Annotated in this window: 16 protein-coding genes and 1 tRNA gene; 12 read left to right on the top strand and 5 right to left on the bottom strand. The window is 56.6% G+C overall.

The genetic code is table 11. The annotated features are described in order from the left end of the window. The first annotated feature begins 138 nt into the window (after positions 1 to 138). The gene (locus tag JF70_RS07780; protein ID WP_156149648.1) at positions 139 to 993 is read left to right on the top strand and encodes a hypothetical protein; all 855 of its coding nucleotides are present in this window, start codon (positions 139 to 141) and stop codon (positions 991 to 993) included. Here the strand turns inward: JF70_RS07780 and JF70_RS09025 are convergent. The 4 genes from JF70_RS09025 to JF70_RS07740 form a co-directional block, all read right to left on the bottom strand. Continuing rightward, on the bottom strand, positions 985 to 2,337 hold the full coding sequence (locus tag JF70_RS09025) for a hypothetical protein (protein ID WP_156149647.1): 1,353 nt from the start codon (positions 2,335 to 2,337) through the stop codon (positions 985 to 987). The genes JF70_RS07780 and JF70_RS09025 overlap by 9 nt on opposite strands. A gap of 1,771 nt (positions 2,338 to 4,108) precedes the next feature. Beyond that, positions 4,109 to 6,106 carry an ATP-binding protein gene (locus tag JF70_RS07750; RefSeq protein ID WP_052690800.1) on the bottom strand — a complete coding sequence of 666 codons (1,998 nt, stop codon included), beginning with the start codon at positions 6,104 to 6,106 and terminating at the stop codon, positions 4,109 to 4,111. A gap of 2 nt (positions 6,107 to 6,108) precedes the next feature. Continuing rightward, positions 6,109 to 7,215 carry an SIR2 family protein gene (locus tag JF70_RS07745; protein WP_052690799.1) on the bottom strand — a complete coding sequence of 369 codons (1,107 nt, stop codon included), beginning with the start codon at positions 7,213 to 7,215 and terminating at the stop codon, positions 6,109 to 6,111. A 1,244-nt stretch (positions 7,216 to 8,459) separates the two neighbouring features. Then, positions 8,460 to 8,532 (bottom strand) — tRNA-Lys (locus JF70_RS07740). 500 nt (positions 8,533 to 9,032) lie between these two features. Between JF70_RS07740 and JF70_RS07735 the strand changes: the two genes are divergently transcribed. The 9 genes from JF70_RS07735 to JF70_RS07695 all read left to right on the top strand — a co-directional run bounded on the left by JF70_RS07735 (position 9,033) and on the right by JF70_RS07695 (position 17,891). Next, positions 9,033 to 9,770 (top strand): ABC transporter ATP-binding protein, encoded by a 738-nt coding sequence (locus JF70_RS07735; protein WP_045935881.1) that lies wholly within the window; start codon positions 9,033 to 9,035, stop codon positions 9,768 to 9,770. A 35-nt stretch (positions 9,771 to 9,805) separates the two neighbouring features. Further along, positions 9,806 to 11,191, top strand: coding sequence for an FtsX-like permease family protein (locus JF70_RS07730; protein ID WP_197069115.1), 1,386 nt, complete (start codon positions 9,806 to 9,808; stop codon positions 11,189 to 11,191). A gap of 37 nt (positions 11,192 to 11,228) precedes the next feature. After that, entirely contained in the window at positions 11,229 to 12,494 is a 1,266-nt protein-coding gene (locus JF70_RS07725) for a sensor histidine kinase (protein WP_045935879.1), read from the top strand. Continuing rightward, a complete protein-coding gene (locus JF70_RS07720; RefSeq protein WP_045935878.1) occupies positions 12,487 to 13,161 on the top strand; it encodes a response regulator in 675 nt (224 codons plus the stop codon). Before JF70_RS07725 ends, JF70_RS07720 begins: the two co-directional genes overlap by 8 nt. 322 nt (positions 13,162 to 13,483) lie before the next feature. After that, positions 13,484 to 14,035 (top strand): GNAT family N-acetyltransferase, encoded by a 552-nt coding sequence (locus tag JF70_RS07715; RefSeq protein WP_052690798.1) that lies wholly within the window; start codon positions 13,484 to 13,486, stop codon positions 14,033 to 14,035. A 100-nt stretch (positions 14,036 to 14,135) separates the two neighbouring features. Continuing rightward, on the top strand, positions 14,136 to 14,699 hold the full coding sequence (locus JF70_RS07710) for a hypothetical protein (protein ID WP_045935877.1): 564 nt from the start codon (positions 14,136 to 14,138) through the stop codon (positions 14,697 to 14,699). Between the two features lie 49 nt (positions 14,700 to 14,748). Beyond that, a complete protein-coding gene (ftsY, locus tag JF70_RS07705; protein ID WP_045935876.1) occupies positions 14,749 to 16,080 on the top strand; it encodes a signal recognition particle-docking protein FtsY in 1,332 nt (443 codons plus the stop codon). A 189-nt stretch (positions 16,081 to 16,269) separates the two neighbouring features. Next, the gene (locus JF70_RS07700) at positions 16,270 to 17,535 is read left to right on the top strand and encodes an ammonium transporter (protein ID WP_045935875.1); all 1,266 of its coding nucleotides are present in this window, start codon (positions 16,270 to 16,272) and stop codon (positions 17,533 to 17,535) included. Positions 17,536 to 17,552: 17 nt separating this feature from the next. Next, positions 17,553 to 17,891, top strand: coding sequence for a P-II family nitrogen regulator (locus JF70_RS07695; RefSeq protein WP_015022571.1), 339 nt, complete (start codon positions 17,553 to 17,555; stop codon positions 17,889 to 17,891). Between the two features lie 116 nt (positions 17,892 to 18,007). Here JF70_RS07695 and JF70_RS07690 read toward each other — a convergent pair whose 3' ends face one another. After that, positions 18,008 to 19,399, bottom strand: a complete 1,392-nt coding sequence (locus tag JF70_RS07690) for an MATE family efflux transporter (RefSeq protein WP_231578890.1) — start codon at positions 19,397 to 19,399, stop codon at positions 18,008 to 18,010. A gap of 416 nt (positions 19,400 to 19,815) precedes the next feature. Here JF70_RS07690 and dnaB point away from each other — a divergent pair, with 416 nt between their 5' ends. Together dnaB and JF70_RS07680 are read left to right on the top strand one after the other, a co-directional pair. Beyond that, positions 19,816 to 21,156 carry a replicative DNA helicase gene (dnaB, locus tag JF70_RS07685; RefSeq protein ID WP_033510868.1) on the top strand — a complete coding sequence of 447 codons (1,341 nt, stop codon included), beginning with the start codon at positions 19,816 to 19,818 and terminating at the stop codon, positions 21,154 to 21,156. Next, positions 21,156 to 22,550 (top strand): Mur ligase family protein, encoded by a 1,395-nt coding sequence (locus JF70_RS07680; RefSeq protein ID WP_420804947.1) that lies wholly within the window; start codon positions 21,156 to 21,158, stop codon positions 22,548 to 22,550. Before dnaB ends, JF70_RS07680 begins: the two co-directional genes overlap by 1 nt. Positions 22,551 to 22,552: the final 2 nt, after the last annotated feature.

The raw sequence follows: 22,552 nt of genomic DNA, 5'->3' as shown, positions 1-22,552 counted from the left end.
TTCGTGGAACCGTTGGCAACCTTCTATTCTTTCGAACTGGATTTGACCTCTATGCTGAGTGGGAAGGAGGTTGTGATCAGCTCCCTGTATTACAAAGAAAGGGTATGCAGGTCGCTCTGATCTGGGATAATGCTGTCTATGAAGATTGGTGAGCGTTGGGGTTATCGGGCGCATAGCATTGACTCCTTGGTTGAGGTCGAAGTTCTCAAGATTGGGACGCAGAAACCACCGCGGACGCTTGTCCGGTTTATCGATGAACAATTTGAGGGTAGACAGGAGTGGATTCCACCTACTCGTTTGAAGGTGATCTGGAAAGATGCTGTGGAGTTCGAGGCTCGAGAGGCTCGCTGGGATAGAGTCGATACTCATCCTGGTTTGGAAGGCGAGCCAGTAGAGTTTGCAATCGATGAAGTCTTTAGAACGCTAATTAACGAAGAGTTGGCTATTCCGGCGTATCGCTATACCGGAGTGACTGCTGTAAAGGATGTTGCTGGTCTCGCTGGATATTTGCAAATTGATGAGTCTTTACTGAGAGATGCTCCCGAATCGTTTGATGACGAAGATGGGTGGATTGTGCCATGGGCGACCACCGAGCTTATCGTGAGAACTGCCTGTACTCTCTTCTCTGACAAGATGCTGCATGAGGTCGAAAAGCAGGAATCAGAAGTTCAATTGGAATCAACGCATGGGCGATGGTATAAGAGTTACTTTAAGAAAGACGAAGATATTTTCGTTACACCGGAAGAAGTTGCATCCAGCGACTTCGAAGAGCCGTATGGTAAACGGTGCCGTGACTTGCTGCGTCAATGGTGTGGTGCCGAGGCTGTCGCGCGTCAGGACGAGCTCAAAGCGTTACGGCAAGAGGTAGTGCGGCTGGATGAGCTGGTGACTCACGCGATCCGTGTCCTGCGTACCGCGAAACTCACGACACAGGCTGATGATATTCAGCGTCGGTTCGGCGTTCCGATTATGCAAGCTCGCAAATCACGGTAGCCAGGTGCATGGTTCGGGAGAGTTCTCAACACTCCATCCATGAGGCATGTACGCATCCAGTTCTTTTGCTCCTAATTTGGTGCACTCACTCATGGTCAGTTGGGATTTGTCATTGAGGGGATCGATATGATCTGCATGTTCATCGATCCAGGTCGCCCACTCTAGCGCGTGTTCTTGCGCTTGCTCGTCGAATTCCTCCGCATGACGCCGGATCGCTTGACTATAGGAGCGCAGCCGTGCCGCGTTCTCCCATTGTTCAGCTTGCTGCCTCGCACGATCAGCATTGAGCTTGAGTAAATAGGCCTCGCGGGCCTTGGGAATGGCTTCCTCCCATTCCTTGACCTGCTTGGCATGATAGGCTTCAAGTTTCTTTCGTCTACCTTGTGCGGCGTGGCTCCATTCTTCGATGATGCCGAAGAACTCGGGAAGTTTGGAGACGAGAGTCCATCGCTGGCGATCTGCCCACGATCGGGAATTATAGCCAGGATTGAGCTCCAATTTGAGGCGGCCTGACCAGACTTCCTTGCGCGTTGGGCTGACTCGTTGCCATTCATACTTGCATTCAGCCATATCCTCGTCCGTGTAGACATCGCGTTTCACCCTCTCTTCACTGAGTTTGCAGCGATAGTGATCTTGGCCAACCGTGATAAGAAAGCTCGGTTTCTTGTCCACACTCAGCGCCCATCCACGCCGAATGCATTCTTCACTAATGCCTTGTACGAGTGCCAATGCTCGCGGACGGGTTGTCTCATTAACCATGAGATGTGAAGCGTGCTCAATGAGCGCTTGTATTTCGGGTCGATTGCGATCAGCATCAGCTGGCACGGGAATCTGGGGCGGTGTCTCTGCCTGCGTTGAAGATCGTATGAGTTCAATGGTCAACGGTCCCCGTTTAGTCCCGGTCACTTTCAATAGGCGTTGAGGACCCAAACCTCCTGAAAGACGTAGCTGTCTGACGGTACGAACATAACCGATTCGCTCCGCATCACTTGGTGCGTCGAAGCGAAGCACGCCGCCCGCACACTCAAGACGATCAAGAAGATCGTGGACGGGCTTGTACGGTGGCTCGGAGGCAGGGAGGGATGTAGCCAGTTTCGTTTCAGTAGTGTCAGAATCTTCGGATGTTGGATATGAGCCATGTTCCAAGTAGTAACGTCCTTCATCAGTAAGGCTTGCACGCCAGGATCTACCATGCCCCTGTACGGATAGCAACCCACGTCGATCCAATGCGCGCGCCGTCACCCGATGATCGAACTCATGCTCATACACTCCTTTCGGTCGCCCTTCACCGACCCACCGCAAAACAGCCAGCTGCTTCTCATTCAGACGGTTTTGTTCGGCCAAAATGATCTCCAATCGGATAGGGCTATTGTTCTCATTCGCGCTATTGCTAGCACAAACAGTTATGTGAGCTGAATCTGTTTTATGCCCCTTCTACCGAGGAAGGATGGAATCCTGCCCATCCTCATGTTCAGAGCTCATGTTTTTCAATATATTCTATCGGCCGTGGTGTCGTTCTAGGCGGCTCAGGTTGATTTTATCCGTGCTCTTCCCGGACTTTCCAAGATTTTTCTGCTTTGGAAAGAGGCTTCATCGATCTCTGGTTACATTTACTGCGCTCAATACCTTATGAGTCCTAGTAGCCTGTCCATCACACCAGGTTTGAGAGTCGCTCCTGGTTATTTGCATTTTAGTAGATTGGCTCCATACCTATTAATCATGAGTTGCGCGGCTGGCGATGTGATGACGGTCTGGTTGTGTTCCATTGCGTCGATGGCCTTGCATGCCTCCACTTTGCCGAGTCGTTGTAGTTGGCGTCTTATGCCGGTATACTGTTTCCTGTTGAGAATGAAGTCGATTCCATTGTCGTTGTTCACTTCCCCCTTGTGCATCTGGCAGATGAACCACAGGCACTAGTTCAGGCCCTACTGGCGCATACTCGTTTCTATATCCGTGGTGTCGAATAGAAGATCGCCGGTCATGTCGTCGGTGATCATCAGCGAGGTACTGATGAGTATCCATCTCACATCGTTCTTGGCTGATTCACGTATCAATGGAATGTTTTCGGGGAATAGGGGTAGTTTGCCCTGACAACATTTGCGAGGCACCCAGCCTGGCTGGTTGATGGTGAAAAAGGAATAGTCGCATTGCATATCGACGTAAAAGACGAGACCCCCCCATACTCATGCCGTGGCGACATGCGGCTACCGCAATTTAGAATATTGTTTCAATATGATTCCGTGTTCCTCAGATGGTGTTGGAGAGAAAAAGTTGAGATCCCCTATTTGACGGGGTGCATCGGATTCAGACACGATTTGCGCATCGTCCGAGATGATTTTGTTGTGCCTTTCCACGATTCAGGAAATCTGCTCGTGATCATCCCAGTCGATCTGCCTGCCATCCTCCTGGAGCGTATCCTGCACTCTCCTGACCCGTTTAAGCTCGGACTAGTGGGTCGGTGGTTTGCTGCGTCTGCTCTGGTTGCTGTACCCACGTCCACTCGGGTCCGTGTGAGGATGCTTGACACCGATAAGGGTAGACATCTTCATGATGAAATCAGGGCTCTCCTCGGCCTCGACAATCTCGTCGAAGACCTGACCCGCCGTTATGCGTCCGTATTCACTTGCACCGCGGAGGTCATCCAGCGCCTGTTGAAAATGTTTGTGTTCAAGACTCTAACGGACGGATCAACACTGTGCTGCGCTAACATTCTATGTTCAGTCACACGCACTTGAAAATATGTTAGGCATCAAAAGGGTCTTAACTTATGTGTATAGAATTCAATGCTTCATAAGACTTTGCGCGACACAGTCGGCCAGGCCAGTTTGAAAATAGCGGTTATTGATTGAGTAACACGAAGAAACTATGAAATCACGTCGATTGGGATAACGGTATTTTTGTCCCAACCAACGTTTTCGCCGGACGATCGACTGAGGAAGAAATTTAATACTCGATTACGGCATATTGACTTTGGGAATCGATTAGGCAAGTTGAGACAGTCTTGCATTCATTCATCAGTACTTTCCCTTGTCTCTCTCTCTAGCTAGTGGACGACGACCTCTTAGAGAAAATGATGCCGAATTCTGACTGAAAGAGAGCTAATGCTCTGCCCTTACTATACCCATTCATCGTTTTGTTTTGATTCTTGAAATCTGGTGTCAGAGGCATCCTGTACGGGATTAGCGCCATCACTACCTGAAACCATGATCGTCGAAGCTTCTGAATCCGGTTTGGCCTCGTTCTCATGCGACTCCCACAACCGTGTGAGTTCGGCATCATCGCTTGTAGGGGCTACTTTGATGATCCTGTCAACTTGGGTGAAGCGCGGTACTGGGAATGCTGTTCCGGTCAGCACGGCTTGGCCCTTGCCCAATGAGGGAATGGTCATGAGGGAAGAGTGATCGAGCGTCGGCATGGTATTTTCCAGCGACCTTAAATCTCTGTCATTGACCAGTCGATGGATGATGTAGTTATGTATTTGGGAAAGAATGGTTGATGATATGTCAGCTGGGCGCTGTGATGCGATAGTGAGGTAGAAGCCGAATTTTCGGCCTTCTTTGATGATTTCCTCGAAGGAATCCAGTCGGTGGTTCTGCCAGTTGTCGCCGTCATCACGTTGGATGTCACTAAGTATGTTGTGCGCCTCATCGATAATGAGATGCGATGTTCTAGTGATCGACCCAGTGTCTGACTGTTCCTTTTTTTGTTCGTCATAAATCATGTTCGCGATCAGCATGGGGAGGATGCGCTTGATCTCTTGATTTGCATGGACAAAAGAATAGATCGTCAAAGACTTCCTACTTTGGTACGCATTCCCCATCTGAGCGGCTGGAACAATGTCAACTACTTTATTCAATGATTCAAGTCTGGTCTTGATCCGTGAAAACATGGGACCCAAATATTGTGGATCGGTGCCATTCCAAGCAGTGGAATACACTCTCTGGTAGCGGAAGAACATGTGCAACTTATTAAGAATGTTCAAGTCTTTATATGTGTTTTGAATAGCAGAGCTTATCCCCTCCCAGCCCAGTAGCTTCTTACCTTTGTCGTCGATTGTCTGATCTTGGGAGTTGAGCCATATACTGGAACCAGAGGAATCTTGTATTGTTGCGTTGCCGTTAGCGTGGTGTCTCAATTCTCTGAGCTGGGAAAGGCAGTCGGGACCGCAATAGTCTTCTGTAACTTCCACCCAATCACCTAGTGCATCATCATTGGTGGCATTGCCCGTTAAGATTATCTTTTGCAGCAGTCCCATACAAAGTTTCATGAAGGGCTCTGGTTTCTTCACTTCTTCGAACACGTTCAGAGATCTTCTGATAAAAGGCGCTTGTACTCCTGGTTTCGCTTCGAACAGCATGATAAGTACATCTGGGTTGATGATGTAATCCTCGGAGACTTTGACCTTTTTGGCCATTCCTTTTTGTGATCGCGTGTCCACGTTGTAGCGTTCTATATGATCCTCAGGGAATCCGAAGATGCCTTCGCTCCGGTATTCGCCGTTGAAATCGATGACGGTGAACCTGCTCTTTTTCAGAATGCCTTCACGATATTTGCTGTGCAGCAGCTTGTAGTAGAGCGCGTGCAGAGTATTTGATTTGCCGCTGCCGGTGTTGCCGAATATGCCGATATGTCCGGCGAAGAACGCGTTGATGGGGATAAGTACTGTGGAGCGTTCGAGCAAGGCTGTGCCGATGGGGATGCTGTCTGTGTTTCGTCCGGTGGCATAGATCGCGGACAGCTCCACCTGGGTGGTGATGTAGGCTTCGTTGCCTACCATCGGGGCGTATGAGCTGGTGACGATGAATTGATTATCTTCGATCGCTCCAAGCATTTTTACACTGATGAGACGATTGATGGAGTTCTTGCTGTATCTGTTGTCGAATTCGTTGCTTCTGATGGTGTTCTGCTGATCAATGACCTTTTCCGAAGTGATCTTCGCAATGAGTTTGACGTCGTTCTGCCTGACAGTGACGTACGCTCCGAGTCGTGGCCCGTAGAGGATTTGACCGTTGTGGATGATCTCATCGTCATTGATGAGATCATACGTGCCTATCAGTGTCTGGTCTCCGTCAACAGATATGACAACACCAATGACATAGTTCGCCTCACCCATATCTATTTGCTCCCTCTCCCACTGTCTGATTGTGCAAGTATGGGAAAGCTGTCGGCATTGTTGGGCATGAGCAGTCTTGTTACGGTCTTTAGGTTTAGTCGTATGCTATCCGACTTGTTTTCTGTAGATTTAGAGTCTGCGTGAGGCGGATCATGCTTTCCAAGATTGATCACACAATTGGCCACGTCTTTAGGTGAGAGAATCAACAGGTTCGAATTCGATATCGTTCCGAGATTGTTTAGGATGTCTTTTCTCGCATTGCCAGTGTTCGGTTTAGATGTCTCATCAGAGTAGGCGAAGATGCACACCTGAAGCCCAGGATTTTGCAAAGCTCTCTGTACCATGCCCTTGATGTGCTTGTCTTGGAAGGAGAAGCCTATGACGAACAGTATCGACTGCGGTTTATCCAATTCGATGTTGAACAACCGAAGCATCTCGAAGAAGTGGCGGCTCTCCATCGTATGCTCCGACTCATTTGCATCAGGCAGAACAAGAAAAGGATTTTCTACGGGCTGGCTGAGCACCTCGATGAGCTCTTGATCTTTGTCCGCTTTGGATTGTCTCCAATTAATGGATCCATGTGGTTTGATGAGTCTGATCGTCGGGGTTTCGTGATTGTAATTGTCGAACTGACCCCTGAGTGCCGTGGATCGGTCGTAGTTGAAAGTGTTGATGTACCGCCTAAAGTAGCCGTTCGCACCGTCGTTGAAAATGACACCATAGTTCTCCTGCATAACTTGGTCCATGGCAGCTTCAATGAAAAGGTCGTAGTTCGTAGTAAAAATGTTCGCGGATCTTGGCACAGCCCTCGAGTTAGACATACTGAGAATGGAAATGATCATTGATATGAACCTGACGTATGCCCCTAGAGTGTCCATTTCCTCCTCAGCCAAGACCGACCCGGCGGCAAGTTTACAAGAGACTTGCCGTATTTGGTCAATAAGTTCTTTTGGCTCCTGCCCATCTGTCAAGGTTGGTATGGCTGGTTGCGACGCCCCTGCTCCAAGAAGGAAGTTCAGTCGTTTGCTATAACATAGCTTTCGTAGTTGTCGGATATCTAGGTGCGGGGCCGGGTACTCACCATCGTCGGATGTATTATTGTCAGACATCTGCCCTTCTCTCGCATACATGGTTTTAATGCACCACGATATGGTTATTTTACGTCGATATCAGATGCTGAAGGTAGAGGCGCAAGTGGGATAAAAGTGGCCAATGTTCGAAGTAGAGAAACACGCTGCTTCTTTCTTAGATGCTTGCTAAGTTGCCATTGATCTTCTCGATTCTGGAACTTATGTGCCATACTTAGGCAGCCGCGTGTTCGCAACAGGTCTAACGGTTCTCGTTGACCTGTGTTTTGGGGTTTTGAATATCAGTCAATGCTCGTCTTCCCATCACAGGTTTCTGCCTGTGCGCGTCATAGTCCGGGTATCCCTAAGAATATGCGGAATGGGATTTATAACCTGCACATTGCTTTTCGTGTTGTATCCAGCGCTGTTCGTATGCGCGCTGCATTGCTCTTTTGCTTTATGGCCGCGTCTTTTGACTCTGGCCCGAGGGGGTGCTGGCTGTCGGTGATGTGGTAGCGATCGCGGTAGGCGACGATGGTACGTGCAACTTTGAGCCATTTTGTCTGCCGTTTTGTCTCGGTGGGTTTGGGACCGAGTTGGGTAGTCCAAGGCTCACGATTTGCGATGGCCTTGTCAGGAGCGTGGCGGCGCATTGCTCGATGAGGGTTTGCCGTTCGGCGAGCACTTGCGTCGCGACCGCTAAGGGGTCGAGTCTGGCCACTGAACCTCTGCCGTGCTCTGTCTCCTATGCGCGGCGCAGCGCGTTCATGGCCGTGGTCTTCCTTGCATCGGCGGGGCCGACCAACACGTCCATGACTAGACCCGACAATGCGATCGCGGTCAACGCCTTACTATTAGAACAATGACAGCAGATAACAATATGAGCGCAGATGTGAGCCTACCATGTGATTTTCTGAAATGTGGAAGATTTTCATGGATTATTGGCCCCATCACTTATGGTAGTCGACTCACCCCCGAAGAAAGACAGATACTGCGCCTGGATACTTGCTTATTTTCTTCAGGGAAACTGTAAAATTTCTTGAAGAGTGCTCTGATTATTAGCATTATTTTGCCGCTGTATATGTTTTATCTACAATCCCAGCATCTATCAAACATTGTGCTGCTAAAATTCCAGGATTTTTATAACGCTCGGGATTATCTTGTTGGTCACGAAACAAAGCTTCGATTATTTCATGGAGTCTGCCTCCGAGAACAGCTCTGAACCGTGCTTGTGCTGCTAGTTCCTGCCCATCGCTGAGCCGCCAAAAGCAATCCAGCAGAAAAAGTGCCCCCCGTGGGACTCGAACCCACAACCCACGACTTAAAAGGACGCTGCTCTAACCATTGAGCCAGAGGGGCAACATCTCAACACTACATGTTTGGTCTGGATTTTTCCAGTTCACGGCAAGCCGGTTCTCGGGCGAAGCATCACTGAAAACCTGTACAGATAGATGAAGAATCTCAGCATGAAACGTTATCCTTCCGCCCGCTTAGGAAGATTGTTGAGATGTGTGGAGGGCGGGTGGTGGCAGGCGCTGAACTTGTGCGATGGGATCCCTGCCGGGACAATAAACGAACCTGTATGCCAAAGCTTCTGCCAAGGCTGTAGAGAGGCATTCCTTCCCGTTAGGCGTTGGCCGGTCTTTGTTTTGCCATCTGCAGATGGCAAACTGGCGGCCGATGTTGATTCCCCGTACTCGGATTGAAAGAATCATCTCTGCGAGGCGATCTCTTGCCCTCGCAACTGCGCTGAGGGAGGGAGCTCCGATGAAACAACCGGCTCAATACGCATCGCTGCACGTACAGAGCATTACAGGCTCATACTGGCATTCACCCGTTTGCAAGCACTGGATACTGCCATGAAGCATACTGTCGATCCTTCCGGCCAGGGCGAGCCCTTCCCCATCCATGCATCTGGTCTGTGCAAGCAGGTTTCACCCAGGAAAGCGGAGATCATAACTCTCTTAAACAATGTGGAGTTCACTGCTTCCTGGAGAGCCATGACCGGGATTGTAGGGCCATCGGGTAGCGGCAAATCAACCCTGCTCTACTGCCTGGCTGGTCTCGAACCCGTCAGCTCGGGCCAAGTGGGAGTCCTGGGTCAGTGCATCTCTGCCATGGGGCCTGCGGTGTCGGCACGGTTCCGCCGTGCGCACCTGGGTTTCGTTTTCCAGTCCTATAATCTGGTGCCTTCGATGAGCGTGGAGGACAACCTCAAACTGCCCTTCATTCTGCGCAAGACCCGCTGGCCGGAGGATCAGGCGTTCAAGCTGCTGGACAGACTGGGCATCAGGGGGCTACTCAAGACCAATGTGACCCTCCTGTCAGGCGGCGAGCAGCAGCGGGTTGCCCTGGCCCGCGCGCTGATTTCGGAACCCGATATCATCTTCGCCGATGAACCTACTGGCGCCCTTGACCAGGAGACTGGCGATGTGGTCGTCAATGAACTCGCTGCCTTCGCCGATCGACCGGGCCACGCAGTGATTATGGTCACCCACAGTCCGGAAGTCGCCTCCCGCTGCAACACTCTGGTGCATCTGTGCGACGGTCGCATAGCCACAGTCGACAAGGTTCCTGTGCCGAAAGCGAGCATCTGATGCGACTGCTTCTGCGAGATTTCAAGGATGCCCCCTTGGCTTGGTCTGGCGTCGCCCTCGTGCTGATCGCCTCGCAAACCATGGTCGGCCTGCTTGCCATGATGCTCTCTTCAGCCAAGGCCCTGGGCAGTCTCCCCGGTATGGCTGAGCAGGGCCGCACAGCCTACCAAAATTTGATGATCCCCTTCGTGGCTCTTCTCATTGCCGCAGTATTGATCGTTCTGCAGGTCGTTTCGTCGGTGATCAACCAGCGCAGACGCAACCTTGCCCTGTTAGCCTTGCAAGGCGCAACTCCCTGGCAACTGACCTCTCTGACCTGTATGCGCGTATTCATCTTGGCGCTCGCGGCCAGTGTGGTCTCGCTGGCGGCTTCTTTTCTGCTTGCTCGCCCTCTCTATGCCTGGGAGACTTCCCAGTTCCTGATTGGCAGGCAGCCTTTTATCGCCACCCACCAGCTGGCTTCCTGGGCAGTAGGAACCTTGTGCGGAATATTGGTGGCCTTGGTTGGCACGCTGCTGACCATCCGAGCCATCAGCCAGATCAGTCCAGTGGAATCCCTGCGGGCTGCAATCATCCCTCCAAAAGCAGCGGGTTTGGTTCGTCGTATCGCTGCTGCCTTGTGTCTGTTGGCAGCGTTGGCGGTCATGTTGATGCCGATTATGCAGGCTAGGACCATCCCTGATGAGCAACTGGTCCGTTTGAACACCGCTGCGCCCATCCTGCCTATCGCCATGGGAAGCACTTTCGGTTTCATGCTCCTGCTGGCCGCAATCTGCTTGGCAGGTCCCTCCCTGCTGGGCACGGTCACCAGCGGCTGGACCAGGCTCGTCGCTCTTCACAACCCCTCATGGCTGATTGCTTGCCGGCAAGCCAACGTCCGCATGCGCAGTCTCAGTTCCACGGTCATACCGCTGATCGTGGGGGTTTCATTGCTGATGATGACCGATTCCTTTTATCAGACCAGCGCCGAATCAAGTAGCCTGCTGCCTCCCAACCTGGATGTCAGCAACTCAGATTTCTCCATGCTCATTACCCTTCTGGGCCCCGCACTGGTCGTCACGCTGGCTGGAGTATGCGCAGGATACCTGATCTCAGCCCACGGTCGAAGCCTGGATCTGTCCCTCATTTCGATCGCTGGCGCGGACCCGAATCAACTCGAGCTCATGTCCGCTCTCGAAGGGTTCATCATGGCGACTACTGCCGTACTCATATCCTTCACCTCCAGCCTTCTGCCGGTCATGGCTTACGCTGCCGGATTCCGCAAGGTCTTTGGCGCTGCCAGCATTGGCATACCTTGGGCCCACTGGGCGCTGGTCTTCCTGCTTCTGACTTCGGCGGCATCACTGGCTTCGTGGGCCACGGTGCGCAAATCAGCAGGTCGCTCCCCTGCCGGTGTGATAGCACAGTACACTGGCGAATGAACCTGGGCAGCCTCGGCATGCGGCGTAAGGGGGCGCGATGAAGGGCATGACAACCAACCTATTCGAGCTGTTGAGCAATCAACGCTTGACCAGGTTCGTCATGCCTCTGCTGAGCCTGGTTTATACGCTTCTCTATGTCAGCGCCCCCATTTTTCCTCCAGTCTGGGCCGAGAACATTCCTTTGCCTGTTTGGAAGACGGCCATCGGTCTGATTGGTCTTCTGTGTTCCTGCCTGCTGTACTGGAGCAGACAATCTCCCCTGCTCATCACGACCATGGAGACCCTGCTATACCTTGGCCTGTCATTTGCCACCTCGGACGATAGCTTCCTGATACCACTGGTAGGCGCCCTCTATTTCTGCGTCTGTTTATCGCCAGCACCCAGGATTGCGGCAGGCGTGGGTGAGGTAGCCGCGGCCGTCAGTCTGGTCACCGTCAGCATGCATGCCGGGCACATGCTCTTTCTGGAATGGTCGGCCCGGATGGCTGTCATCATGGCTGTCGTAGCCGCTGCCATAGCTGTCAGGTCCTACCGGATTCGACGCAAGACGCAGCAGCGTGAGGAGCAGGAGCGCATCCGCTCTGAGATGCTTGCCAGGCAAAGGGATAAGGCTGTATCACGTGCCCAGGTAGCGGGGGAGTTGCACGACAGCGTGGGCCACGACCTCACCACGATCATTGCCCTGACCCAGGGATTCGCTGACTCAGTTGAAATCAAGGAATTGCAAGAGGTGCTTACGGACATCAATCAGGTGGCCAGGGATGGCTTGGCCGACACCCGGCAAGCCGTCCGTACCCTTGTCCAAGAGCATGACGCAATCCCTCAAGAGCCCGATGATGATGGGCGCAGGTTTGGTTCCAGGCTGCACACGCTCGACGAACTCGACACCGTAATCGCCCATGCCCGCGCGGCTGGTCTGGCTGTCGTGTCTACTAAAACAGGGCATCAGCTGCACGACCCTAGACAGGACAACCTCTGTTTCATCGTCAGCAGGGAGGCAATCACCAACACGCTCCGGCACGCTTCAGACCCGAGCACCATCGTCATCTCCCGCGACTATGGGCAGGACGGCGCCCTCCGAATCAGCATCCACGACGATGGGCATGGGGATGAGCATGGGCGAACCTTGGCCGATCGGAAACCGGCCATTCATGATCATCAAGGAGTTGGCCTCAAGCAGATTGGCGAGCAATGGCGACTGATGGGAGGGAGTCTGAGTTGCGGACCGAGCGAGAACGGGGGATGGACGGTAGAAGCCGTCCTGCCTGGCACCAGCGAGAAAGAGGGCAACGCCCATGATTGACCTGATGCTGGTCGATGACCTTGCGCTCCTCCGCAAGGGGTTGGCACGCATGATCGAGTCCGACCACGATTTACAGGTCGTCAGACAAGCCTCCAACGGTCAGGAGGCAGTGACCATGCTGCGAGAGATGAAAGCAGCCGCCCAGCCGCTGCCTCGGGTGATCCTGATGGACGTTCGCATGCCGGTGATGGACGGCATCAGTGCCACTGCGGTCATTGCCAAGGAGTTCCCCGACATTCGCACGCTGATCCTGACCACCTATGACGAAGACGATTATGCCTTCACCGGTCTCCACGCAGGCGCCTACGGCTTTCTGCTCAAGGATGTGTCTACCAGAGACCTGCACCGAGCCATTCATGCAGTGGCCGATGGAGACGCGGTGCTCACCCCCCGTATCACGGCAGAGCTCATCAACCGCGACAGAGCCTATGCCCGGCATAAGGTCAGTGATTTGCAGGCCAGACAGCAGCTGGACAAACTGACCCCCAGGGAGTACGAGATAGCCGGGCTCATCGCTCAAGGGCTATCCAACCAGGAAATAGCCCAGCGCCTCACTCTCGAAATCACCTCCGTCCGGCGCTACGTAAGTCGCATACTCGACAAGACAGGCCTGCGGGACCGCACACAAATTGTCATCACATGGTTTCAGGCTGGGATGCCTGACTGACGATTCATAACCAGCTATTCCGGGCATTGGGAGGAGAAAAGCAGAAAGAACAATAGACTCCAGTTTCGTGCTTTCGTTGACTGGATGAAGCTGAAGCCAGTGACTAAAGCCCAGGACTTCAATTTGGGAGAATCTTTACTGACCCTTTGTTGAACTTTTAATGAAAAGTGAGGTTCTTGCTGTATTGAGTTCCAACTATTCAGTTATGCGCGTGATGTCCTGGCGGCACTTGTTCGCTTTGAAAATCCCAGTTCCGTTGAATGCTGCTCAGGTAAGCTGAAGCGCAAAGGGGTGGCCAAGCATTCGGTAGAGGAGGTGGACCGTGGGAATCCGTCTGGTGAGGATGGACCAGCCAGGGGCGGTGGATGCCGAAGATGTCTGGGAGTATTTACTGGCCTGTCGTGCTCGGCCTGAGGATGAAGCGGCCGGGCTCGGCCCCCTGGAGGACTGCCGCAGCCTGGATGAGGTTCGTCAGTCAGGCCTGCCGGAGGTGGCTCGTCAGGCGCGCGGCGATGATCTGCCGTCGGGGTTTGTGCCTGCCCTGCAGTTCGCCGCCCTTGTACCCAGTGGCAAACTGGTGGGGATGATCCAGCTGAGGCTGCAGCTTACCGAGGTGCTTCTGCGCACTGGCGGCAACATCGGCTATTCAGTTCGTCCGGATTGTCGTCGTCGGGGTTATGCCGGGCTGATGCTGGATGATTGCCTGCGACGGGCGGCTGCTTTGGGCATGAGCCGGGTCCTGATCACCTGTTCCCCATCGAATCTGGCCAGCCGCCGGACTATCCTCTCGCGTGGCGGGCAACTGGAGAACGTGCTCACCAGTACCTCTGGTCGGCCAGTAGAACGATATTGGATTGATTTGTCTACCGAGTAAAAAGGCCAAAGAACGCGTCAGCATGAACCAGTGTGAAAGAGACCGATAGATTCCTCGTGTCTTAGCGCGTCTGTGGGGTTCTTCTGAGAGAATGGCAGGTATGGTCTGGATGATTGTCCTGGTATGGGTGCTGGTGGTGGTGGCATTCATCGTATTTGTCATGCGCTTGGCGCTTGGCGAGTCCCAGGACCGTGCTTTTTCCCAGTCTCTGAATGAGCGTGTGCGCAAGGCCGCCCGCCGTCAGCAGGAGCGAGAGAATAAGCTGCCGAGGATTGCAGGAGGGCATCTGTCGTTCGCCCCCGGCTCGGGCGAGGATGCGCCAACAGCTGAGGACCTTGCACATCCCTATCCGGTCTATGTCAACTCCTCCTCCGTGGTGGAGGTTCGAGGCATGCTGGCCTCCGACTCCACGGACGAGATAAATCTGCCCAGGCCGCCAAGCGCTGATTCTGCATCGTCGGCTAGCCCGAGGCAACGGAGGAATGCCGTGCCATCGGTTTCTGCGGCCTCTGGGCCTCCAGCCCCCAGGAACGTCACCTTGCGATCATCCAGCCCTGAGCATTCGCATCCGCAGCGGCGGGAGCCTCAACCCATCACCTCCGACGTCATGCCTTCGGTCAAGAGCGGTTCGCAGACGGACAAGGGTCACCCGAGCGGAAAGTGACCGCTCATGATGACCATCCGTGTCCCTTTTCGCCTTTAGGCTGGTATCTATGACAACACAGCAGCTCCTTATTCTTATCGCGGTGTTGATCGTCCTGGTGCTGGCAGTGGCCGGCATTCTGGTGGCGGTCCGTAAGCGCCGGTCCCAGGGGGATTCCACGCGCCCAGGCAGGGTGCAAGAGTCTGATGATGGCCGCTCTTCTCTGTCCCCGGAGTCGGCGACGGCCGCAGCAAAGGGTCGAGCTGAAGGCCAACCTGGTGCCTCCCCAGCAGCTTCATCGGCTGACCAAGGTGTCCAATCTGCCTCTCCTGCATCGGGCGCATCCCCCAATCCGGACGCTTCTACGGGTTCAGCGGGTTCAGCGGGCTCAGTCGATTCAAGGGCGTCCAGTCAGTCGTCTGCGGTCGAGCAAGCGGCATCGTCGGCGCAGGAGGAGCTGGCTCACCCGGAGGCCTCTGCATCGCGTATGACCAGGCTCAAGGCCAGGCTGGCCAAGAGCCCCAACCCCTTCGGCAAGGCCCTCTTTGCCATTCTGACCAAGGATCATCTGAGCGAGTCCGACTGGGAGGATGTGGAAGACACCCTGCTCATGGCGGATGTGGGTGCCGAGGCCAGCGAACAGCTGGTGAAGCAATTGCGTGACGATGCTCGGATCACAGGGCAGAAGGATCCTGCAGCAGTGCGTCGTGGCCTTCATCAGCGCCTGATCGATCTGGTCGACCCTGATATGGATCGGACTCTGGCGGCCGCCCGTCCTCAGGCCAACAGGCCGTCGGTCATCATCATGGTGGGCGTCAACGGCACGGGCAAGACCACCACGGCGGGCAAGCTGGCCAGGCTCTTCGTGGCCGATGGCAAATCGGTGGTCATGGGTGCCGCCGATACCTTCCGTGCCGCCGCCGCTGACCAGCTGGAGACCTGGGGCGGCAAGGTGGGTGTGCCCGTGGTCCGCAGCGACCGTGACGGTGCTGACCCTGCCTCCGTGGCCTTCGAAGCCGCCGGACGAGCCAAAAATGATCAGGCAGATGTTCTCATTGTGGACACAGCCGGACGTCTGCAGAACAAGGCCAACCTGATGGATCAGCTGGGCAAGATCCGGCGGGTGATCGAGAAGAACCTGCCCGTGGATGAGGTTCTGCTGGTTCTGGATGCCACCACCGGGCAGAACGGGATGATCCAGGCCAAGGTCTTCGCCCAGGCCATCGGGGTCACAGGCATTGTCCTGACTAAGCTGGACGGCTCGGCCAAGGGCGGCATTGTCATATCTGTCCAGCGGGAGCTGGGCGTGCCCGTCAAGCTGGTCGGGCTGGGCGAGGGGCCCGACGATCTGGCCGTTTTCGATCCGGAGTCCTTTGTCGACGGCATCCTGGGAGACGAGTAGTCCGGCCGGCCGGTTGGTCATAAGGTGGTCATCCAATAGTCACCCGGAGGTAATGCGGCGGTGACCTGACCGTCATCCTCTTCCTGTTTGATGAATCGGGAAGTGGAAGAGAATCTGACGTAGGCTGTCCGGAGGGAAGTCCTCGTTATCGGGGCTGCCCGCCCGGATGGGGAAAAGAGAGGTGTAGGCATGGATTCTGGAAATGCTGCCTGGATGCTGGTAGCGGCATCCATGGTTTTCCTGATGACTCCAGCGGTGGCTTTCTTCTATGGGGGTATGGTCCGAGCCAAGGCCGTGCTCAACATGATGATGATGTCCACGCTGGCCATCGCCGTGACCGGGATCATTTGGACCCTCTGGGGATGGTCGATTTCCTTTGCAGGCAAGGACATCGGCGGTGTCTTCGGCGACCCGATCACCGGCTTCCTGCTCAAGGACACGGTCACAGCCAAGAATGGGGTCTTCACCTCGCTTGATTCCGCAAACGCTGCCTACCCGCACACGGTGGACATCGCCTTCCAGGCCGCCTTCGCCATGATCTGCGTGGCCCTGATCTCGGGAGCCCTGGCAGAGCGAGTCAGAATCAGCACCTGGATGATCTTCGTGGCCCTCTGGGTCACCTTGGATTATGCACCCATGGCCCACATGGTCTGGAATCACGGACTGCTGGCTGCCGATGGACCCATCTCCAACGCCATCGGGGCCCAGGCGCACGATTTCGCAGGCGGTACGGTCATCCACATCAACGCGGCAGTGGCAGCCTTGGTGATTGTGCTCATCATCGGCAGACGAATCGGCTTCCCCAAGGAGTCCATACGCCCCCACAATGTGCCCATGGTCATGCTGGGCGCCTTCCTGCTCTGGTTCGGCTGGTTCGGTTTCAATGCCGGTTCCGCCTTCGCCGCCAACGGCACGGCTGGATATGCCTGGGTTTCCACGACCATAGCCGCCAGCGGCGCCACCCTGGGCTGGCTCTTTACTGAACGGGTCCGCACCGGGCATTACACCGCCATGGGTGCAGCATCCGGCATGGTCGCCGGCCTGGTGGCCATCACTCCAGCGGCCGACGTGGTTTCCCCGCTCTGGGCCATGGTCATCGGCCTCCTGGCTGGTTTCGTCTGCTGCCTGGCCTGCGGGCTCAAGTTCCGTTTCGCCTACGACGACTCCCTTGATGTGGTGGGCATCCACGGCGTGGGTGGTTTATTGGGCACACTGCTGATAGGCTTCTTCGGTACGGGTACGGGCTTCCTGGCCGGCGGCAATTTCCGGCAGCTGCTGGTTCAGTTCCTGGTGGCGCTGATTGCGATCATCTACGCAGCTGCAGTAACCGGTGTGATCGCCTTTGCGCTGGAGAAGACCATTGGTTGGCGAGTCAGCAAGGATCAGGAGGTCATTGGCGTCGATCAGAGCGATCAGGGTGAGAGCGCCTATGACTTCGGGTCCATTCTGAACTGATCAGAAAGGAAGGCAGCATGAAACTCATTACCGCCATCGTTCAGCCCGGGCGGCTGGATCAGATTAAGCAGGCCCTGACCGAGGTCGGGGTGCACGGCATGACCGTCTCGTCAGCCCAGGGCTATGGTCGGCAGGGCGGCCATAAGGAGGTCTACCGGGGCAGCACTGTCAAGGTGGACCTGGTTCCCAAGGTGCGTCTGGAGGTGCTGACCGAGGATCGCCGGGTTGACGAGCTGGTCGACACCATCGTTCAGGCTGCCGCCACCAACACCGTGGGCGACGGCAAGGTCTGGGTGCAGACCCTGGACTCGGTGGTCAGGGTTCGTACCGGGGAGACCGGCGTAGACGCCATCTGAGGCAGCCGCCTGTTGCTGTCTGTATGGTCGTCTTCCTGCTGACCAGTTTCGCAGGATCCCGCCGCTGTGGCTCATTTCATGGTCGAGCGGTCGGGGTCCTGCTTTTCTATGTCTTTTCAGGCTTCCTTGACCTGGCTTATTGTCCCCATCCAGACATCGGTGCGCGTTCTCAAGCCGTTGCAGATGGCCCTGACGCCGATGAAGAGGACATTGAGGACGGCCCAGAGCATGGCTATCCGCCAGGTGGGTGTCCAGTTCATGGCCAGGGCCGTCATGCCCAGCAGGCCGATCAGGTAGATCACAGCCGTCAGAGAGCAGGTGGCCGCCAGGTAGCGATAGTCCCCGGCCCCGATCAGGATCCCGTCCAGGGCCCACATCCAGCCGGCGACGGGCATGAAGACTCCCTGGACGATCATGCCCATGGTGATCAGCGACCTGATGGCTGGCGTGGGGCTGAACAGTGGGGCGGCGAAGAGGCCCAGGGCGATCATGACCAGTCCGACCAGCACTCCCATGGCCATGCCGGCCTTGGCCGACAGGTCGGTCATGACCCGTGCCCGTGACCGCAGTCCGGCGCCCAGCTCGGTGGCTACCAGTGACTGGCCGGCGATGCCCACGGCATCCAGCATGTTCAGTCCGAAGTTCCAGGCCGAGTTGACTCCTTGGTAGGCCGCAAGCACCTGCTCGCCCAGGTGTGCCGCAGCCACCACGGTCATAAAGAGGCAGGCCCGCAGAGCCAGGGTTCGCAGGAAGAGCGGGAAGCCGTCGCCCATGCTGGCCGCCATACCTGAGAGCCGGGGCCGTAGCTGGGCGCCTTCCCGACGGGCCCAAACCAGGGCGGGAATGGTCAGGAAGAGCCCCATGGCCCACTCGGCGATCAGGGTGGCCACGCCCGAACCCAGAATGTCCATGTGCAGACCGAAGACCAGAAGGACCTCCAGGACGGTGTTGAGGATGGCGCCCGACACGGCGGCTACCAGGGTGATCTTTACCTTTTGCAATCCACGGAAGATGCCGTTGGCCGCGTAGACCAGGAGCATGGCCGGAAGGCCGAAGACCAGGGCATTCAGATAGGTCTGCGCCGCCTGCAGGACCGGTCCGCGGGCTCCCATCAGGCTGCAGATGGGCCGGCTCAAAGCCAGGAGCAGGGCGCAGACGACCAGGCCGATGACGAAGGCCAGCCACATGCCGTCCACACCGGCCTGCATCCCCTCCCTGCGGCGGCCGGCGCCCATGAGCCTGGCCACCTGGGAGGTGGTCCCGTAGGCCAGAAAGATGCACAGGCCCACGGTGGTCAGCACCACAGTGGATCCGATGGAGAGCCCGGCCAGGGCCGAGTCGCTGATGTGGCCCACGATGGCGGTGTCGATCATGACGAAGAGCGGGGATGCGATCAGCTGGCCGAATGTGGGTATGGCCAGTCCAGCAATGGTCCGGTAGGTCGCCCGCCGTTCTTCCGGCGTGATTGATCCGGTCTTGGTTTCGGGGATGTCCCTGTGGCTGCGCATGGACGCCATGCTAATGCTCTGGACTGAAGACACAACCCCTGAAAGCCAGTCCGTGGACGCCCTGCCGGTAGGTGCAGTATCACCAAACAGCCCTGAGCGCAAGCTGGATTGGTGATGCGGAAGACTGTCCCCAAGTTTTGCACAGAGTTGTACCCATGAGGTGGATAAGTTGCACACATGTCCTCTAGGACACGCCTTGAATGTGGATAACTTATTTTTCTGTACACATGCAGGAGCGGCCCCGTGCCCGTCCAGTGCCGTCGGCGCGCCCTGGTGAATGCCTTGGGTGAAATCCTCCTCTTAGGGCTGTCAGGGACGGTCCTCTTCGTAGAATCGTGGCTATGGCTTCCGATGACTACACCGACTACACCCATCCCGAACAGCGTCCCACCGATCGTGCCCAGACCGGCCGTGACATGCTCTTCGACCGGGTGCCCCCGCATGACGACGATGCGGAGATGGCCGTGCTGGGCGGCATGCTCATGAGCAAGGATGCCATCGGCGAAGTCAGCCAGATGATTGAAATATCCGACTTCTACCAGCCCAAGCACCAGACCATCTACGAGGCCATCGTCACCCTCTTCTCGGCCTCCCAGCCGGTGGATGCGGTCCTGGTGGCCAACGAGCTGCTCAAGTCCGGCGACCTGGAGAAGGTGGGGGGCACCGACTATCTGCACTCCCTGGTGGCCTCGGTCCCGACAGCCGCCAACGCCACCTACTATGCGGAAATCGTCCACCAGCGGGCTATCCTGCGCAATGTGATTGCGGCCGGCACCAAGATCGCCCAGCTGGGCTACTCGGCCGAGGGCTCCCAGGCTGAGGACATCGTCAACCTGGCCCAGGCCGAGGTCTACGAGATGAGCGTGGGCAGGGTCCGCCAGGATTACGAGGCCATCGGGCCGGTCGTCCATGACACCCTGGACCAGCTGGACAAGCTGCAGAACGGCGACATGGAGCGGGGCGTGCCCACCGGCTTCAAGAGCATCGACGACGTGACCCAGGGTCTGCAGCCCGGGCAGATGATCGTGGTGGCAGGTCGCCCCGCCATGGGCAAGTCCACCCTGGGCATCGACTTCGCCCGCGCCGCGGCCCTCCACAACAACATGACCACGGTGGTCTTCTCCCTGGAGATGAGCAAGACCGAGCTGGCCCAGCGCATCATCTCGGCCGAGACCGACATCCCCCTGGTGGCCCTGCGCCGGGCAGACGACATCACCCCCGAGCGCTGGAACACCCTGAACACCTTCTGGAGCAGGCTCCAGGATGCCCCGCTCTTCCTGGACGATTCGCCCAACATGAGCCTAATGGAAATCCGGGCCAAGTGCCGTCGGCTCAAGCAGACCAACGACCTGAAACTGGTGGTCATCGACTACCTGCAGCTGATGACCTCGGGCAAGCGGGTCGAATCCCGCCAGCAGGAGGTCTCCGACTTCTCGCGCGCCCTGAAGCTGCTGGCCAAGGAGCTGGAGGTTCCGGTGGTGGCGCTGAGCCAGCTCAACCGCGGTCCCGAGATGCGCAATGACAAAAAGCCCATGCTCTCAGACCTGCGCGAGTCGGGATCCATCGAGCAGGACGCCGACGTGGTCTTCCTGGTCCACCGACCGGACTTCTACGACAAGGAGGACCGCCCGGGCGAGGCCGACATCATTCTGGCCAAGCACCGCAACGGCCCCACCGACACCTTCAAGCTGGCCTTCCTGGGCGAGAAGTCCAAGTTCAAGGACATGCCCCAGGACTACCAGCAGGGAGGGGTCTGATCATGCGGTCCAAGACTTCCAAGGCGCAGCCTGCCGATCGGCCTGGTCGTCCCCGTCGGTCTTGGCGCTCGCTCCTGGCCCTTCTGGTCGGCAAGGCGGTGCGCCTCGTTTCGCGTCTGTCCCATCACGGCGGTTCGGCCCTGCCTGGCAAGGTGGTGGAGCGGATCGACCCGGGCTTCCTGGCCAGGACCCTGTCGGGGCTGCCCCGTGGTGTGGTCCTGGTCTCGGGGACCAACGGCAAGACGACCACCACCCGAATGGTCGCCTCCATGCTGGAATCCCTGGGCCTCAAGGTCTTCACCAATCCGACCGGGTCCAACTTCACCCGTGGCGTGGTCTCGGCCTTGGTTTCCACTCTGGGGCTCTCCGGCCGGCTGCATGCCGATATTGCCGTCCTGGAGTTGGACGAGGCCTATGCGGTCCACTTTGTGCGGCAGGTCAAGCCCCGCTATGCCCTCCTGCTCAATGTCATGCGTGACCAGCTGGACCGGTTTGGGGAAATCGATACTACTGCCCGGCTGCTGGGTCAGGTAGCCCAGGCCACCACGGGCACGGTGGTCCTCAACCGTGAGGATCCGCGCATCGCCAGGTTGGCCGCCCAGACGCCGGCCCAGACCGGCGTGGCCTACTTCGGTCTGTCAGACGATCTGCTGAGCTATTTCCCCACCGATGACGACATGCATGCCTCGGATCAGGATGCTGATGGTGCCGGTACGGCCAGCGCTTCCCGTCCGGTCCGCCCCGGTCACCGGCTGCCAGCCGAGGTTACCCTGGAAAGGGTCATGGACCACAGGGCCGCCTTCCGCCTGGACGGTCGGCTCCTGGAGACCGATCTGCGTCTGGAGGGCGTCTACAACCTCTACAATGCGGCCGCTGCCCTGGCACTGGTCAGGGTTGTTCTGGAGGACAGGGAACCCAAGGATGCAGCGCTCATGGATGCCCTGTCCAAGGTGACTCCCGCCTTCGGCCGCGGGGAGGTCATCACCTACCAGGGCGCGCCGGTTGAGCTGGTCCTGGTCAAGAACCCCATGGGCTTTCGACTGGCCCTGTCCTCCTTCAACCCTGCCGGCCAGGACACCATGATCGCCATCCGCGATGAGTATGCGGACGGGCGTGACATGAGCTGGCTCTGGGATGTGGACTTCACCTCGCTCAGGGATACCGGCGTGGCCATGGTCTCCGGCACCCGGGCCTACGACATGGCCCTGCGCCTGGCCTATGACCAGGTGCCTACGGAGGCGATCGAGACCGACCTGGATCGGGCGCTGACAGCCTTCCTTGAGGTGCACCCAGGCCGACCCAAGCGAATCTACTGCACTTACACCTCAATGCTTCGGCTCCGGTCAGCCCTCGGCAGGATCACGAGCGTGGACGATGCCGGGGTGGGCGCATGAGC

The sequence above is a fragment of the Bifidobacterium mellis genome, from assembly GCF_000967265.1.
Classification (GTDB): Bacteria; Actinomycetota; Actinomycetes; order Actinomycetales; family Bifidobacteriaceae; genus Bombiscardovia; species Bombiscardovia mellis.
The sequence above is the reverse complement of the archived record's forward strand: the minus strand, read 5'-3'. Positions and strand labels throughout refer to the sequence as shown.